This window comes from Bacillus methanolicus PB1 (assembly GCF_000262755.1).
Lineage (GTDB): Bacteria > Bacillota > Bacilli > Bacillales > Cytobacillaceae > Bacillus_Z > Bacillus_Z methanolicus.
The window spans coordinates 1,231,557-1,245,974 of record NZ_AFEU01000003.1 but is presented as its reverse complement, the minus strand read 5'-3'; the positions used below and the strand labels follow the sequence as shown (position 1 = coordinate 1,245,974).

At 38.3% G+C, this 14,418-nt stretch carries 12 protein-coding genes, 1 pseudogene and 1 other annotated feature (1 of these 14 cut by a window edge); of the genes and pseudogenes, 8 read left to right on the top strand and 5 right to left on the bottom strand.

Going from position 1 to position 14,418, the window contains the following annotated elements:
- Window positions 1–177 (top strand) — a binding site (T-box leader); it begins 39 nt to the left of the window's first position.
- A 57-nt stretch (window positions 178–234) separates the two neighbouring features.
- Entirely contained in the window at window positions 235–1,491 is a 1,257-nt protein-coding gene (gene tyrS / locus PB1_RS15930) for a tyrosine--tRNA ligase (RefSeq protein ID WP_004438958.1), read from the top strand.
- Between the two features lie 176 nt (window positions 1,492–1,667).
- Here tyrS and PB1_RS15925 read toward each other — a convergent pair.
- Window positions 1,668–2,009: pseudogene (locus PB1_RS15925) on the bottom strand (aldehyde dehydrogenase family protein); the annotation flags it as partial.
- A 77-nt stretch (window positions 2,010–2,086) separates the two neighbouring features.
- Window positions 2,087–2,689, bottom strand: a complete 603-nt coding sequence (gene rpsD, locus PB1_RS15920; protein ID WP_004438953.1) for a 30S ribosomal protein S4 — start codon at window positions 2,687–2,689, stop codon at window positions 2,087–2,089.
- A gap of 507 nt (window positions 2,690–3,196) precedes the next feature.
- Between rpsD and PB1_RS15915 the strand changes: the two genes are divergently transcribed.
- Window positions 3,197–5,089, top strand: coding sequence for a sensor domain-containing diguanylate cyclase (locus PB1_RS15915; protein ID WP_004438949.1), 1,893 nt, complete (start codon window positions 3,197–3,199; stop codon window positions 5,087–5,089).
- A gap of 221 nt (window positions 5,090–5,310) precedes the next feature.
- Here PB1_RS15915 and PB1_RS15910 read toward each other — a convergent pair whose 3' ends face one another.
- Window positions 5,311–5,790, bottom strand: a complete 480-nt coding sequence (locus PB1_RS15910; RefSeq protein WP_004438946.1) for a GAF domain-containing protein — start codon at window positions 5,788–5,790, stop codon at window positions 5,311–5,313.
- A gap of 153 nt (window positions 5,791–5,943) precedes the next feature.
- Between PB1_RS15910 and refZ the strand changes: the two genes are divergently transcribed.
- Window positions 5,944–6,579 (top strand): forespore capture DNA-binding protein RefZ, encoded by a 636-nt coding sequence (gene refZ / locus PB1_RS15905; protein ID WP_004438943.1) that lies wholly within the window; start codon window positions 5,944–5,946, stop codon window positions 6,577–6,579.
- Between the two features lie 90 nt (window positions 6,580–6,669).
- Here the strand turns inward: refZ and hisJ are convergent, their stop codons facing one another.
- Window positions 6,670–7,485 carry a histidinol-phosphatase HisJ gene (hisJ, locus tag PB1_RS15900; RefSeq protein ID WP_004438940.1) on the bottom strand — a complete coding sequence of 272 codons (816 nt, stop codon included), beginning with the start codon at window positions 7,483–7,485 and terminating at the stop codon, window positions 6,670–6,672.
- 179 nt (window positions 7,486–7,664) lie between these two features.
- Between hisJ and ezrA the strand changes: the two genes are divergently transcribed.
- The 5 genes from ezrA (at window position 7,665) to rarD (ending at window position 13,481) form a co-directional block, all read left to right on the top strand.
- Window positions 7,665–9,353 (top strand): septation ring formation regulator EzrA, encoded by a 1,689-nt coding sequence (gene ezrA, locus PB1_RS15895; protein WP_004438937.1) that lies wholly within the window; start codon window positions 7,665–7,667, stop codon window positions 9,351–9,353.
- A 216-nt stretch (window positions 9,354–9,569) separates the two neighbouring features.
- Window positions 9,570–10,712 carry a cysteine desulfurase family protein gene (locus tag PB1_RS15890; RefSeq protein WP_004438935.1) on the top strand — a complete coding sequence of 381 codons (1,143 nt, stop codon included), beginning with the start codon at window positions 9,570–9,572 and terminating at the stop codon, window positions 10,710–10,712.
- A 1-nt stretch (window position 10,713) separates the two neighbouring features.
- Complete coding sequence (thiI, locus tag PB1_RS15885) at window positions 10,714–11,922, top strand: tRNA uracil 4-sulfurtransferase ThiI (protein ID WP_004438932.1); 1,209 nt, start codon at window positions 10,714–10,716, stop codon at window positions 11,920–11,922.
- 101 nt (window positions 11,923–12,023) lie between these two features.
- A complete protein-coding gene (locus PB1_RS15880) occupies window positions 12,024–12,230 on the top strand; it encodes an alpha/beta-type small acid-soluble spore protein (protein ID WP_004438929.1) in 207 nt (68 codons plus the stop codon).
- A 318-nt stretch (window positions 12,231–12,548) separates the two neighbouring features.
- Window positions 12,549–13,481 carry an EamA family transporter RarD gene (gene rarD, locus PB1_RS15875; RefSeq protein WP_004438927.1) on the top strand — a complete coding sequence of 311 codons (933 nt, stop codon included), beginning with the start codon at window positions 12,549–12,551 and terminating at the stop codon, window positions 13,479–13,481.
- Window positions 13,482–13,572: 91 nt separating this feature from the next.
- Here rarD and PB1_RS15870 read toward each other — a convergent pair whose 3' ends face one another.
- Window positions 13,573–14,373 carry an NAD kinase gene (locus PB1_RS15870; RefSeq protein WP_004438924.1) on the bottom strand — a complete coding sequence of 267 codons (801 nt, stop codon included), beginning with the start codon at window positions 14,371–14,373 and terminating at the stop codon, window positions 13,573–13,575.
- Window positions 14,374–14,418 lie beyond the last annotated feature (45 nt).

The window sequence follows — 14,418 nt, the reverse complement described above, 5'->3', positions numbered from 1 at the left end:
GTTTCAGAAAGCCGGCGGCCGCTGTAAGCCGGTACAAATAGAAGCATGAATTACCTCCCTGAGCATTTGCTGTGAAAATGAAAGTAGCAGTAAACGGCTAAGCCGTTATCTTTTTTGAGCGGAGGGCAAAACTTGTCCTCAATTTGGGTGGTACCGCGCACGTATTGCGTCCCTGCATTTTGCAGGGACTTTTTGATTTTACGGCAATTATTTCGTTTAAGGAGGATGACAGTCATGAATTTGCTGGAAGATTTGCTATGGAGAGGAATTATTTATCAGCAAACCGATGAAGAAGGAATCAAGGACATCTTAAATAAGGAAAAAATTTCATTATATTGCGGTATTGACCCGACTGCAGACAGTATGCATATTGGCCATTTGCTGCCTTTTTTGACGCTGCGGCGTTTTCAAAATGAAGGCCACCGCCCGATTGTGCTTGTCGGCGGGGCAACGGGGCTAATCGGCGATCCGAGCGGAAAGAGCGAGGAAAGGAAGCTGCAATCGCTTGAAACGATTCAGCACAATGTGAAAGCAATTGAAATGCAGCTTCATAGAATTTTTGACTTTGATGGCGAATCTGGAGCGATCCTTGTAAATAACTATGATTGGATCGGTCCGATGGATGTTGTCACGTTCCTTCGTGACTACGGGAAACATGTGGGCGTTAATTACATGCTGGCAAAAGACACAATTGCTTCCCGCCTCGAAACAGGCATTTCTTTTACAGAGTTTACATATACGATTTTACAGGCGATGGACTTTTTGCATTTGTATAAACACCATAATTGCAAAATGCAAATTGGCGGAAGCGACCAGTGGGGCAATATTACGACAGGCCTTGAGCTTATCCGAAAAATGCAGCCGGAAGGTGCTAAAGCATATGGTTTAACGATACCGCTTGTAACAAAAGCAGACGGGACAAAGTTTGGGAAAACGGAAAGCGGAGCGGTTTGGCTGGATCCGGAGAAGACATCTCCTTATGAATTCTATCAATTCTGGATTAACACAGCTGATGCAGATGTTGTAAAATACTTGAAATACTTTACGTTCCTTTCCCGTAAAGAAATTGAGGAACTTAAAAAGTCTGTACAGGAAGAGGCTCACTTACGCAAAGCCCAAAAAGCGCTTGCAGAAGAGATGACCCGACTGATTCACGGGGAAGAAGCGCTTCAGCAAGCAATAAAGATTTCTGAAGCGCTGTTTAACGGCGAAGTGAAAAGTTTATCCGCGGCAGAAATTAAGCAGGGCTTTAAAGATGTGCCATCATATGAGCATACTTCAAGTGAGGAAATTGGTATTGTTGACTTGCTTGTGGCCGCAAAGATCTCCCCTTCAAAACGCCAGGCCCGTGAAGATGTTTCAAATGGAGCAATTTATGTAAATGGTGAGCGAATTACGGATGTGGGCTATGTATTAGGAGAAAAAGACAAGATCGAAGGGCAATTTACGGTTATCCGCCGCGGCAAAAAGAAATATTTCCTTATTAAATAATTAAATATTAGGGCTGACTCAAAAGCAAAGGGTCAGACCCCTCCAATACAATATATATAACTAATAAAACCCTTCTATACATTGTTATTGTTGGAGGGAGTCAGACCCTTATGAGTAAGCCTTAATGGTAATAATTGATCTTGCTGCAGTACTTTATCTTTGGTGATTTTTATTTTTTAAAACAGAAATTTTCGATATTTATGTTGAACTGACACCCATTTTGTCACTGTAAACTCTTCTACAATCCACGGATTTCCGAAACGGCCTAATCCACTTGCTTTAGTACCTCCAAATGGAGTATTCGATTGAAGATTAACGGTTTGATCATTCACATGTGTCATTCCGCTATCAATCTCTAAAGCTAGTTTCGTTCCCTTTTCCAAATCAGATGTAAATATAGCCGAGCTTAAACCATATTCGGTTTCATTCGCCATTTCAATCGCTTGTTCATCTGTTTGGGCTTTAATCATCATCGCAATTGGTCCAAACACTTCCGTTTGAGCTAATTTACTATCATTGATTTCCCGCTTTATCCTACATATTTTGGAATCCCATAATAAAAAAAACCAGCCAAAAATGGCTGGTTTTCGTGCTATTAACGAGAGTAGAACTCAACGATAAGAGCTTCGTTAATTTCAGCAGGAAGTTCAGAACGCTCCGGTAAGCGGGTGAATGTTCCTTCTAGTTTGTCAGCATCAAAAGTTAAGAAGTCAGGAACGAAGTTGTTTAATTCGATCGCTTCTTTAATGATGTCAAGGTTGCGTGATTTTTCACGAACGCTGATTGTTTGTCCAGGTGTTACACGGTAAGATGGGATATCTACGCGAGAACCATCTACTAAAATATGTCCGTGGTTTACAAGCTGGCGAGCTTGACGGCGAGTACGAGCTAAGCCTAAACGGTAAACAACGTTGTCCAAACGTGATTCAAGAAGAATCAAGAAGTTTTCACCGTGAATACCAGACATTTTTCCTGCTTTGTCAAAAAGATTGCGGAATTGGCGTTCGTTTACTCCGTACATATGACGAAGCTTTTGTTTTTCTTGCAATTGCATACCATATTCAGTTAGCTTTTTGCGTTGGTTTGGACCATGTTGTCCAGGAGCGTAAGGACGTTTTTCTAATTCTTTCCCAGTACCGCTCAAGGAAATTCCAAGACGCCGGGATATTTTCCAGCTTGGACCGGTGTAACGAGCCATAAATGACTCCTCCTTTATGTTTTTATTTAGGTAAAATAAAAACAGTTGTGAAACAACAATTGTGCACATTTTGTTTTCATGTACCTTCGCCCCAGCAGCAGGGGGTTACCCAATACACCATCGCAGAGACAGTCTCTTGCGAGGAACAAAATGATACACTAAGGTGTTCACACAGGCTGCAATATTTTACACAAAGAACATTATATAGTTTTTCAAAAAGTAAAGTCAAGGTTTTTTGCCAAATGCACCGTCGGATATACTAAATATTTTTTCATATTTGAGAAATGGTGAAAAAAGATATGATATAATAAAAATTACAGTTTTTGTGAATAAGCGTGATTAATTTGAAAAAAATGGTGTAAAATTGTAACATTTGTAAGGGAATAAACATTTTATTATAGGTAATTTTACTCATTTATATATATAATATAATAAGGGTTATAGGAAAAGAATTTTTGATTTTGATCATAATTTTTAACTCTGCAGAGATAATTAGGTGATGATGGAATGGATCTGCTTGAAAGCCATATGATTCTGAAATTAAAAAGCCGATTATTTGATATGATTGACCCCGACAAAGGCTTATTAAAATATGATAATTTAATTGAAGAAATGCTGGGTGCTATCAGATGTTTAATGAAGGCTTCTGAAGTGAATTTCTATTGCTGCAATGAATGGAATGAGAAGCTTGTCGTAGAGTCTTCAACGAACAGAAATTTCAAAAACACGTTTATTCCCCGGAAAATTTCATGTACAGAGTTTGAAAAATTGGCTCAGAAAAACTCGGTTTATCGTGATCATTTTCCGTTTCCGGGTTTTGAAACTGATGATTTGTTCTTATTCATTCACAGAGAAGGAAATTGTTTCGGCTTATTAACTTTAAAAGAAGACATTCCATCCAGCTTTGACCATTTTTCAGACGAATTTCTAAGAGAGTTAAGCGAGCAATGCGGGATTTTTCTCATTAAAATTCAATCACTAGCAAGAATTGTGATCGAAAAAAAAAGGTATAAGCAGCTTTTCCGAGTGACGGAGAAATTTCACTCTTCAATGAAAATAGATGATGTTTTAGGAGAGATTATTTACACACTGCAGGAAGTTTATCCAACATTTACTTATTATTTGCTCCTGTCCCATGATAATAACAGCCATGGAGACTTGCCGATTAAAGACCTTGAGTATGATAGTGAAAATATTGCTGCAATGCAGGCATATGTAACGGGTACAATCCAATTTGAAGATTCTTTGCAGGAGAAACGGTCCGTGCTTTATGCACCATTAAAAGGAAAGCAGGGTGTGTACGGTGTTTTGCAGGTTATTGCACCGAATTCTCTTGTCTTTCCCAAAAACGAGGTTGAATTTATTACACTACTTGCCAATACAGCCGGCGGAGCACTTGAAAATGCTCAGCTGTACCAGCAATCAAGAAAATTAATCGCCGACCTTCAACTGATTAATGAAACATCGCAGAGGCTTAATTCAAACCTAAGGCTGACTGAAATGATGACATTTATGTCTGAGCAGATCATTAGCTCTTTTGATGCACAGGAAGTCGGGTTTATTATTCTTCTCGAAGACAATGAGAAATATGATATTGTTAAAGGAAGCACTTCGTTTTTCTTTACGGAGCCGGCAAATTATTACATAAAATATATAAAAAATAAAATTCAGAAAGAAAAAGACTCTCTTTTTATCGGAGATTTGAATCTGCAGCTTGAAATCACAAGGGATCGGTTCAGGTCCATTATGGCTGTTCCGATGGTACAAAGCGAAAAATTGAAAGGGTTTACCCTTGTTATGCATAGTGATCCTTATCATTTTTCGTTTGAAACATTTAAATTGCTTCAATCGTTGATTCACCATTCAACATTGGCATTAACCAATTCGATGCTTCGGGAGGAGCTTGAAAGAATGGTTGTAACTGACCATCTGACGAAGCTATATTCCCGCAATTATTTGGATGAGCGCATTCATCTTTCTATGGCTGAGGATGATATGGGTACATTTATTTTAGTTGACATTGATAATTTTAAATTGATTAATGATACATATGGCCATCAAGTCGGGGACGAAATTCTTGTTCAGGTAGCGAATATGATTCTTGGAAATATTCGGGACACAGATATTGGCGCCAGATGGGGCGGTGAAGAGCTGGCCATTTATTTGCCGCGAGTTTCCATCGAGAAAGGTGCTTTAATTGCTGAAAGACTGGTCAAAAAGGTGTCCGAAAACACCAACCCGCCAATAACGATTTCCTGCGGTGTTTCATACTGGACATCCGGAAGTGATGATACTTTAAAAAGCTTATTCAAACGTGCAGACAAAGCACTTTATATTGCAAAGGGTACCGGTAAAAACAAGGTGGTTATACAAGAAGAAGACACCGGACTGAAGGTCTAAGATTTAGGATGTATGAATAGAATGACAATTCAGCTAAAGTGTTCAAAAAATTATAAAAAAAGCAGATCAATAGGAAAAATCAAATTCCTTTATATTATGATCCCTTTATCTCCGTTTATGAGCTGTTGTTCAATATATATGAGTTTTCGTTTCAATATAAAGACAAAAAGGAGGCTGTCTCAAAGCCTAAAGGTCAGACCCTTATGAGACAGCCTCTTTATTTATAAGTATTGTACGAGCACTTCCGTAAATTTTTCTAATTTCTCCTGATCCAATTCATCGAAACGATTTTTTTCCGGTGAATCGATGTCGAGGACTCCCAATAATTCTCCGTTTTTGATCAAAGGTACAACAATTTCCGATTGGGAGGCCGGGTCACATGCGATATGTCCAGGAAAAAGATGGACGTCTTCTACCCTGATTGTTTTCCTCAATTGAGCGGATGTACCGCAAACTCCTTTTCCAAGAGGAATGCGGACACATGCAGGAAGACCTTGGAACGGACCAAGAACGAGCTCTTCCCCATCCATCAAATAAAAACCTACCCAATTAGTACGGTCTAAAAATTGTTTTAATAAAGCTGAAGCATTGCTTAAATTTGCGATCCGATTAGTTTCTCCTTCGAGGAGAGACTTAAGCTGCCTAATAACAAGTTCATAGTTTTCTTCTTTAGATCCACGATATTTTTCGACTTGAAACACCGTTTTCACCTTGCTTTCAGTAATTTTATTATAAATTCTATCAAAAACAGCTGAAAAAGAGGATACTTTGTCGAGAATAAAATAAAGGAAAAGTTGCGAGAAATAAAGAATGGTAAAGTATGACTGAAAAAAGGCGGAGAGGAGGACAGCCGGATGCGAAAAAATTCAAAAGACGCAATTGTGAATGCAGCCATTGAATTGTTCAATACAAAGGGATACAACGGCACATCAGTGAGGGATATTGCAGATAAAGCGAATGTTAACCCTGCCAATATTGCTTATTATTTTAAAAATAAACACGGATTATTAGAGTACTGCTTTACGGCATTTTTCGAAAACTATCTGGCCGAAATCGAAAAAGGTTTTTCCCTTTTAGAAGCCGGTGCTGCGCATTGCCTGAAACAGATAGCCGCAAATGTGATTGAATTCCAGTGTAAAAACATCCATTTGACAAGGTTTATACTCAGGGAAATGTCAATCGATTCACAAGTTGTCCGGGAAATCATGTCTACCTATTATGTCAAAGAGCGCTACTTCTTCCATAAAATTATCGAAAAAGGAATGGAACAGAAGGAATTTAGAAGCCATTCTGTTCCTTATCTGATCTTGCAATTTAAAAGCCTATTATCTATGCCTTTTTTAAATACCCACTATGTAACAGAAGTCTTGCATGTTTTTCTAAATGAAAAATATTTTGCAAAAAAATATTTGCAGGAAATTTTCCTGTGGATCGACGGGGTTTTGTGTACGCATCCGTCAGAGTTAAAAGAAAAGGCTGTTATTAATTAAATGGGGCTGATTCATAAGGGTCTGACATTTCCAACAATGACAATATATAGAATGGTTTTAATAGTGATTGGTTATAAAGGGTCCGACCCTTTACTCTTGAGTCAGCCCCGTTTGAAGAAATTTCATTATTTCTCTGCCTTGGCCAAGTTCTTTTCGGTGATGGGCATCCGAGCCATAGACGAGCAGAATGCCCAATTGCATCGCTTTTTCCGCAGCCCAATCAGGCGGATAAGGTTCCCGGCAAAGAGGTTTCGATGTTCCTGCCCCGTTATAGTCAATTTCATAATTATATTTTTTAATCGTATTAAGCACATTTTCAACATCATTTTTAAATTCATGTGTGGCGGGAAATTTATGATGGAACTTCCTGATCAGTGTAATGTGGCCGATTCGTTTCGGTTTAAATGGCCCAAGATCCGAGGTTATTGAACGCATTAATGTTCCAAAGTATTTTTTATAAACTTCATCAACTCCCCCGTACCTTTTTGCTATTTTTTCAAATTCCTCCGGACTGTAGTCAATGCAATCATAACGATTATTAAATTTTAAAAAATGGACGGAGAGGATGGAATCATCAAGCCTTTCTCCGATAACATTCAAAAAATTTCGAATTTCTTCTTCGTAACCTTCAATATAATCAACTTCCAGCCCGATATTTATTTTTATACGCCCTTCGTATTTTGTCTTTAACCGGTCAAGATCATCGAAATAAGATTCTAATTGGTCCATGTCCATAGCACTGTCTTTTGTCGGGGTTGTATCGATAAAACCTTTTGGCAATGGTGCATGCTCGGTAAATGTGATTTCCTCAAACCCGAGCGAAACAGCTTTTTGAATATATTCCTCAAAAGAATCTTTTGATCCATGAGGGCAATATGGGGAATGTACATGCCCGTCTTTTTTCAACCTTGTTCCCCTCCTTTTGATAAAAATTCAATGTCGAAGCTTTTTGTCAAAAAAAAAGAAAATAATAGTCAAAAATTGTCGTTTACATGGTATCATAAAAACATTGAAATGAACATTCGTAAAACATTTATATAAAAGAAAAATTGCTCCAAATTCGGTGTTGAAACTGGAGGTTTATTATGGAATACATAATTAGTACACTCATCATTATTTTTTGTTTGTTTTTGACCGGTTTTTTTGTAAGAAAAACATATTATAAAGAAATAGACCGCCTTGAATCATGGAAAATCGACATAATGGACCGCCCTGTACTTGATGAAATGTCAAAAGTAAAGCAACTGAATATGACTGGCCAAACAGAGGAACTTTTTGAAAGATGGCGGCATGAATGGGATGAAATCGTTACAGCAGATTTGCCTGATGTTGAAGAGCTGTTGTTTGATGCTGAGGAATATATTGATAAATATAGATTCGGCAAGGCAAAGGAAATTATTGCGCTTATTGAGGAAAAGCTTTCAAAGACAGAAGAGAAGATACAATGCATTCTTTCCGAGCTGAATGATCTCGTCGGCAGCGAGGAAAAAAACAGAACTGAAATAGAAGAGTTAAAGGAACTTTATCGGGAGAGCAAGAAAACCCTGCTTGCACACCGTCACAATTTCGGGAGAGCTGAGAACGAGCTTGAACGCGAGCTTGATGAAATCATAGGCAAATTTCAAGAGTTTGATGAAAAAACAAAAAATGGGAATTACCTTGAGGCACGAGAAACCGTTCTGTTTATTAAGGAACGGCTTGAAAAGATTAAACAAAAAATGGATGACATTCCTAGATTACTGCTGGAATGCCAAACTAGCCTCCCTTCGCAAATAAAAGAATTAAAGGAAGGCTACCGGGAAATGGCCTCGCAAGGGTATGTTCTTGACCATATTCCATTAGAGAAAGAGACAGAACGATTTGAAAAACAGCTTGAAGTATATTTATCCTGGATTGAGAAACTTGAGATTGAGGAAGTTGAAAAAGGAATTGAAGAGTTGAAGGAAGGCATTGAGCTTTTACTCGACCTTCTTGAAAAAGAAGTACACGCAAAGCATTTTATCAGCCAGAATGTACAGGGAGCTAAGGAGATTCTTGATATTACTTTAGAAGAAAATGAAAAACTAATATTGGAATCTGAGCATGTCCAAGAAAGCTATCACTTGCCGGAAAAGGAACTGGAGGTACTAAAGCATTCTGAAAAACGTTTAACCCATTTAGAAAAAAGGTATGAGCTTCTTTTAGAGCGTCTCGAACAAAATGATACTGCACAAACCGTACTAAGTGAAGAATTACAGGAAATGAAAGCAATGCTGGATCAGGTTCGTGATGAGCAAAGGGCGTTTGAAGAAAAGCTGCTGGCCTTGCGAAAAGATGAAATGGAAGCACGAGAGCAAGTAAAGGACCTTTCAAAAAAAGTCGGAGAAATGATCCGCCTTGTTTCAAAAAGCAATATTCCTGGCTTATCGCGGGATTATCAATATTTATTGGAAGATGCAAAGGAAAGTATACAAAATGTGATAGACAGGCTTGAAGAAAAGCCGCTGGATATTAATTCTGTCCGTAAATACCTTGAGGTCGCCGTATTGACTGTCAATAAATTATGGGATTCAACAATTGAATTAGTCGAGAATGCAAAATTAGCGGAGAAGGTCATTCAATATGGCAACCGATATCGAAGCCGTTATCCATCAGTTGCAAAAGGTCTGCAAAATGCTGAAACAGCCTTTCGGAATTACGATTATCGGCTTGCCCTTGAACAAGCGGCTGCTTCAATCGAAGAAATAGAACCGGGTGCTCTAAGGAAAATTGAAGCCATGCTTTCAGAAGAATAAAAACAAGACAGGTTCGCAGTATGAACCTGTCTTTTATCATGCTTTTATTGTTAATATGGACGAATTTGACCACAATAATGAAAAAAATGAATTACGCCATTTTTTTGTTTAAAATAGAAAAATCCGTCATCAGCTTCGTAAAGCAGTATCATTTTCAACTGAAGGAGAATGTGATAAGATTATCAATTGCATTACCGTATTAGAAAGGGGAAGGACATGATCTATTTTGATAATAGCGCAACTACAAAACCATATGAAGAAGTAGTTGACTCGTTCGTTAAAGTTTCAACAGAATATTTTGGCAATCCATCTTCCCTGCATAATATTGGCGGAAAGGCTGAGCAATTGTTAACACAAGCAAGGTCCCAGGTGGCCAGGCTTTTAAATGTAAAAGATAGTGAAATATATTTTACATCCGGTGGAACGGAAAGCAACAATCTTGCAATTAAAGGAACTGCGCTCATGTATAGAGGGAGAGGACGCCATATTATTTCCACAACAATTGAGCACCCTTCTGTCACGGAGGCCATTAATCAGCTGGAACAACTCGGATTCGAAGTAACTTTTGTTCCGGTTGATTCGGACGGAAGAGTGGATGCGAAAGAAATAGAGAAGGCGATTCGCCACGATACGATTCTTGTATCTGTTATGCATATCAATAATGAGGTTGGAACAATCCAGCCAATTAAAGAGATTGGAACGATGTTAAAAGAGTATCCAAAAATCCTTTTTCATGTTGACCATGTTCAAGGAGCTGGAAAAGTTCCAATTAATTTTTATGATTGCGGGATTGATTTATGTACAATTTCCGGACATAAATTCCATGGCTTGAAAGGCACGGGAGCGCTGTTTATTCGGGATGGAATAAGGATATCTCCTCTCTTGTCGGGCGGAAACCAGGAGTTGAATACACGGAGCGGTACAGAAAATGTCGCCGGAATAGTTGCCATGGCGAAAGCTTTGCGTTTAACGATTCAAAAAAGGGAGACCGGCATACATCAAATGGAAGTGATAAAGGATATATTAAGAGATGAACTAGAAAAAATTGATGGCGTTAAGGTTCATACACCGAAGGAAGGGTCAGCCCCTTACATTCTTAATTTTTCCGTCCGAGGTTTTAGAGCTGAAGTGTTCGTTCATGCCCTTGAAGAACAAGATATATACGTTTCAACGACCAGTGCCTGTTCTTCCAAAAAGAAATCTCCGAGTAAAACATTAATTGCAATGGGTTTGCCTGAAGAAGAGGCAAATAGTGCAATCCGTATTAGCTTGTCATTTGAAAATACAATGGAAGAAGCAGTGTATGCGGCAGACAAAATAAAACAGACAATAAAACAACTAGGAGAGGTAATGAACTGATATGAACTATGACCGAATTCTAATCCGCTACGGGGAAATGTCGACAAAGGGTAGAAACCGGAACAAGTTTGTTGAAAAATTAAAAAATAACATGAAAAGAGTATTGAAAGATTTTCCAAATGCGAAAGTAGAAGCAAGCCGGGATAGAATGCATGTTTTATTAAATGGAGAAAACAGCGAAGAAATTATTTCCCGATTAAAAGGCGTGTTTGGCATCCAGTCTTTTAGCCCCGCTGTCAAGGTTGAAAAAGATATTGATGTAATGAAAGAAGCGGTTCTTGACTTGTTTAAGAGTTTGTATAAACCGGGAAATACTTTTAAAATTACTGGAAAAAGAGCAGACAAAACATTCCTATTAACTACAGATGAAATCAACCATACTTTCGGAGCCCATCTTTTAAAAAATATTAAGGGGCTGAGGGTAGATGTAAAAAATCCTGATATTAATATGCAGATTGAGATTCGAAAAGAAGCTGCATATTTGACTTGCGAGAATATTCGCGGTGCAGGCGGACTCCCTGTCGGGTCAAGCGGCAAAGCGATGCTTATGCTTTCAGGAGGCATTGACAGCCCTGTCGCCGGATATTTGTCAATGAAAAGAGGCCTGGAAGTGGAAGCTGTCCATTTTCACAGTCCTCCATTTACAAGCGAGCGTTCAAAACAAAAGGTGATTGATCTTGCTGAAAAACTTTCCGAAGTAAGCGGCTTTATGACTCTCTATGTTGTTCCTTTTGCAGAGATCCAGCAATTGATCCAAAAGCAAGTGCCTAATAATTATTCGATGACAGTTACAAGGCGATTGATGCTCCGAATTACTGATGAAATTCGCAGGAAACATAACGGTCTTGCAATAATTACAGGAGAAAGCCTTGGCCAAGTTGCGAGCCAAACACTTGAGAGCATGTTTGCTATCAACGAAGTTACGAATACACCTGTGCTGCGCCCGATCATTGCTATGGATAAAACAGAAATCATTGAAATTTCACGAGAAATTGGAACTCATGATATTTCGATTCGTCCGTATGAAGACTGCTGCACCGTTTTTGTTCCTTCATCGCCAAAAACAAGACCGCGAAGAGATAAGGTTCAATATTATGAAAGTTATATTGATTTTGATCCATATATTTCTAAAGCTGTAAACGAAACAGAAATCATTCATATAAAACCTAAATCGAAACAAGCTGAAGAAACATTTGAGAATCTTTTTTAACATATCAATGTCATTGCTATTTTGTGAAACAATTACCAATCTTTCAATTGAATGAAGCCATGTGATTATACACACTCTATACACAAAGGAGGTGATATCACATGGCACGAAACAACAGTTCAAATCAATTACTTGTTCCCGGAGTTCAACAAGCTCTAGACCAAATGAAATACGAAATCGCAACTGAATTTGGTGTTAACCTAGGTGCAGATACTACTTCTCGCGCTAACGGTTCAGTTGGAGGAGAAATCACTAAGCGTTTAGTTCAGATGGCTGAACAACAATTAGGCGGAGGTTTCTCTAAATAATAAAAAATAAAATACAATGGCTACAAGGAGCGGGTTTAAATGCCTGCTCCTTATTTAATTGTCCAATTAGCAACAAAGCCGGTATTTTATCCTTGAATAGGCATCTATAAATATTTCTCGCTCCCTTGTTTCAAAATTCCTTTTCTAAAAAAGAACCGTAATTTCAATCAAGTTGGCAGAGAAAATGATAATCAGAAATTTTGAAGGGTCTGACCCTTTTAAGTGGTTCCAAATCCGAATAAAAAATGTTGGCGGAATTCTTTCTTTCGATTTATAATAAAATTATTTCGAGACTAGAAAGAATTGAGGAACAACACAATGATAAAAAAAGAAAAACAGATGGGAGTTTTCTATGCCGCTTTTTCCTATTTTCTTTGGGGAATCCTTCCGATTTACTGGAAACTGCTTGGTCATGTGAAGGCACATGAAATATTGGCAAACAGGGTATTTTGGTCCTTTGTTTTTATGCTTGCTGTTCTGCTTGTTACGAACAAATGGAATGCATTTACCGCTACAGTTTATGCACTATCGGCAAATAAAAAACAATTTTTGGCACTTGGTACAGCTTCCCTTCTTATAAGCGTCAACTGGTTTCTCTATATTTGGGCAGTTAACAATGGCCAAATGATTGAAACGAGTTTAGGGTATTACATTAATCCGCTTGTCAGTGTACTGCTTGGGATGATTGTATTAAAGGAACGTCTGACTATCGCTCAATATTTTTCATTTTTCCTTGCTTTAATCGGAGTTCTTATTATGACATTATCTTACGGCCGTTTTCCGTGGATTGCCCTCATGCTTGCAGTTACTTTCGGCCTGTATGGTCTTGCAAAAAAGTTAATTAAAGTGGATTCGGCAATCGGTCTTACTTTAGAAACAATGGCTGTCACTCCTCTCGCTCTTGTATATATCGGAATTTTGTTTATTCAGGGAGAAAGCTCATTATTGAATGGATCGCTTCCTACTGATCTTCTCTTAATTGGAGCGGGCGCTGCGACGGCCATACCATTACTTTATTTTGCAAAGGGAGCACAAAAGATACAATTGTCGATGCTTGGTTTCATTCAATATATTGCGCCTACTATCACATTGATATTAGGGATCTTTGTGTACGGCGAACAGTTCACAAAACTGCATTTGCTGTCTTTCACTTTTATTTGGGCAGCACTAACCATCTATTCTTTGTCTCGGACAAAACTGGCCACCGCTTTAGAATTAAGACTGAAAAGAGGAAAAGGGATGGAAATATAATAAGGGTCCCCGGCTCCCTCCGACAATGACAATATAGAGAATCATTCTTAGTGTTTGACTATATGGATTGGAGGGGTCTAGCCCTTTGTATTTACAAAAATGTTCTTTTAACTTTTTCCCAAAATGAATTGTCTTTAAGCTTTACAGTTTTAATGACCCTGTTACTTAATTTCACTTCAATCTTTCTTACATGCTTAATGCTTAATGCTTCATTATCCATTGCCATTGTCGGATGTTCGTTTCCATCCTGGACAACCATCAAGGTTAATGTTCTGTCTCCGCTCAAGATAAAAGACGATCCGAGAGTTCGGTAGCTGTTATTGTTCATGGAAGCAATTTCACTCACTTGCATGCACGGAAGCAAAGGATCAACGACCGACCCGTTTACTGATTTATTATAAGCAGTGCTTCCGGTCGGCGTGGCAACAATCAATCCGTCGCCGCGGAAAGTTTCAAAATAAAGCTCGTCAATGTAAATATCCATTGCAAATGTTCTAATAATGGAAGAGCGAATGCTGAATTCATTCAAGCAAAGGAAATTTGATTCACCGTCAACAGTTACTTCAATCGTCGGGTATTTTCTGACTTTAATTTGTTCATTTGCCATTGCTTCAACCATTTTGGAAGTATCGTTAATATAAAAATCGCAATACATGCTTAAATGTTCGGTAATTGAAATGCCCGCATATAAACAATCTTCCCTAAATCCTGTTTTGCGAACAGCCTGCAAGAAAGTTCCATCCCCGCCGATGCTGACAATAACGTTCGCATCCCGAAAATCTTTAACAACGGTGAAATTGTATTTTCTCGCTAAGTCAAAAAGGGGGAGTAATTTTTCCTGTAACTCTTCATCCCTTCTATAGAAAAAATACAAGTTGCGGCGATTAGGCATTGTATATACCTCCAAATAATTGTTTCGTATCTTTCCAAATATTAC

What these genes read in the sequence shown, in the direction of transcription:
- rarD (WP_004438927.1), top strand. Translation starts at nt 12,549, where the DNA reads ATGATAAAAAAAGAAAAACAGATGGGAGTTTTCTATGCCGCTTTTTCC.
- rpsD (WP_004438953.1), bottom strand. Translation starts at nt 2,689, where the DNA reads ATGGCTCGTTACACCGGTCCAAGCTGGAAAATATCCCGGCGTCTTGGA.
- ezrA (WP_004438937.1), top strand. Translation starts at nt 7,665, where the DNA reads ATGGAATACATAATTAGTACACTCATCATTATTTTTTGTTTGTTTTTG.
- PB1_RS15915 (WP_004438949.1), top strand. Translation starts at nt 3,197, where the DNA reads ATGGATCTGCTTGAAAGCCATATGATTCTGAAATTAAAAAGCCGATTA.
- tyrS (WP_004438958.1), top strand. Translation starts at nt 235, where the DNA reads ATGAATTTGCTGGAAGATTTGCTATGGAGAGGAATTATTTATCAGCAA.
- PB1_RS15890 (WP_004438935.1), top strand. Translation starts at nt 9,570, where the DNA reads ATGATCTATTTTGATAATAGCGCAACTACAAAACCATATGAAGAAGTA.
- PB1_RS15880 (WP_004438929.1), top strand. Translation starts at nt 12,024, where the DNA reads ATGGCACGAAACAACAGTTCAAATCAATTACTTGTTCCCGGAGTTCAA.
- refZ (WP_004438943.1), top strand. Translation starts at nt 5,944, where the DNA reads ATGCGAAAAAATTCAAAAGACGCAATTGTGAATGCAGCCATTGAATTG.
- PB1_RS15870 (WP_004438924.1), bottom strand. Translation starts at nt 14,373, where the DNA reads ATGCCTAATCGCCGCAACTTGTATTTTTTCTATAGAAGGGATGAAGAG.
- thiI (WP_004438932.1), top strand. Translation starts at nt 10,714, where the DNA reads ATGAACTATGACCGAATTCTAATCCGCTACGGGGAAATGTCGACAAAG.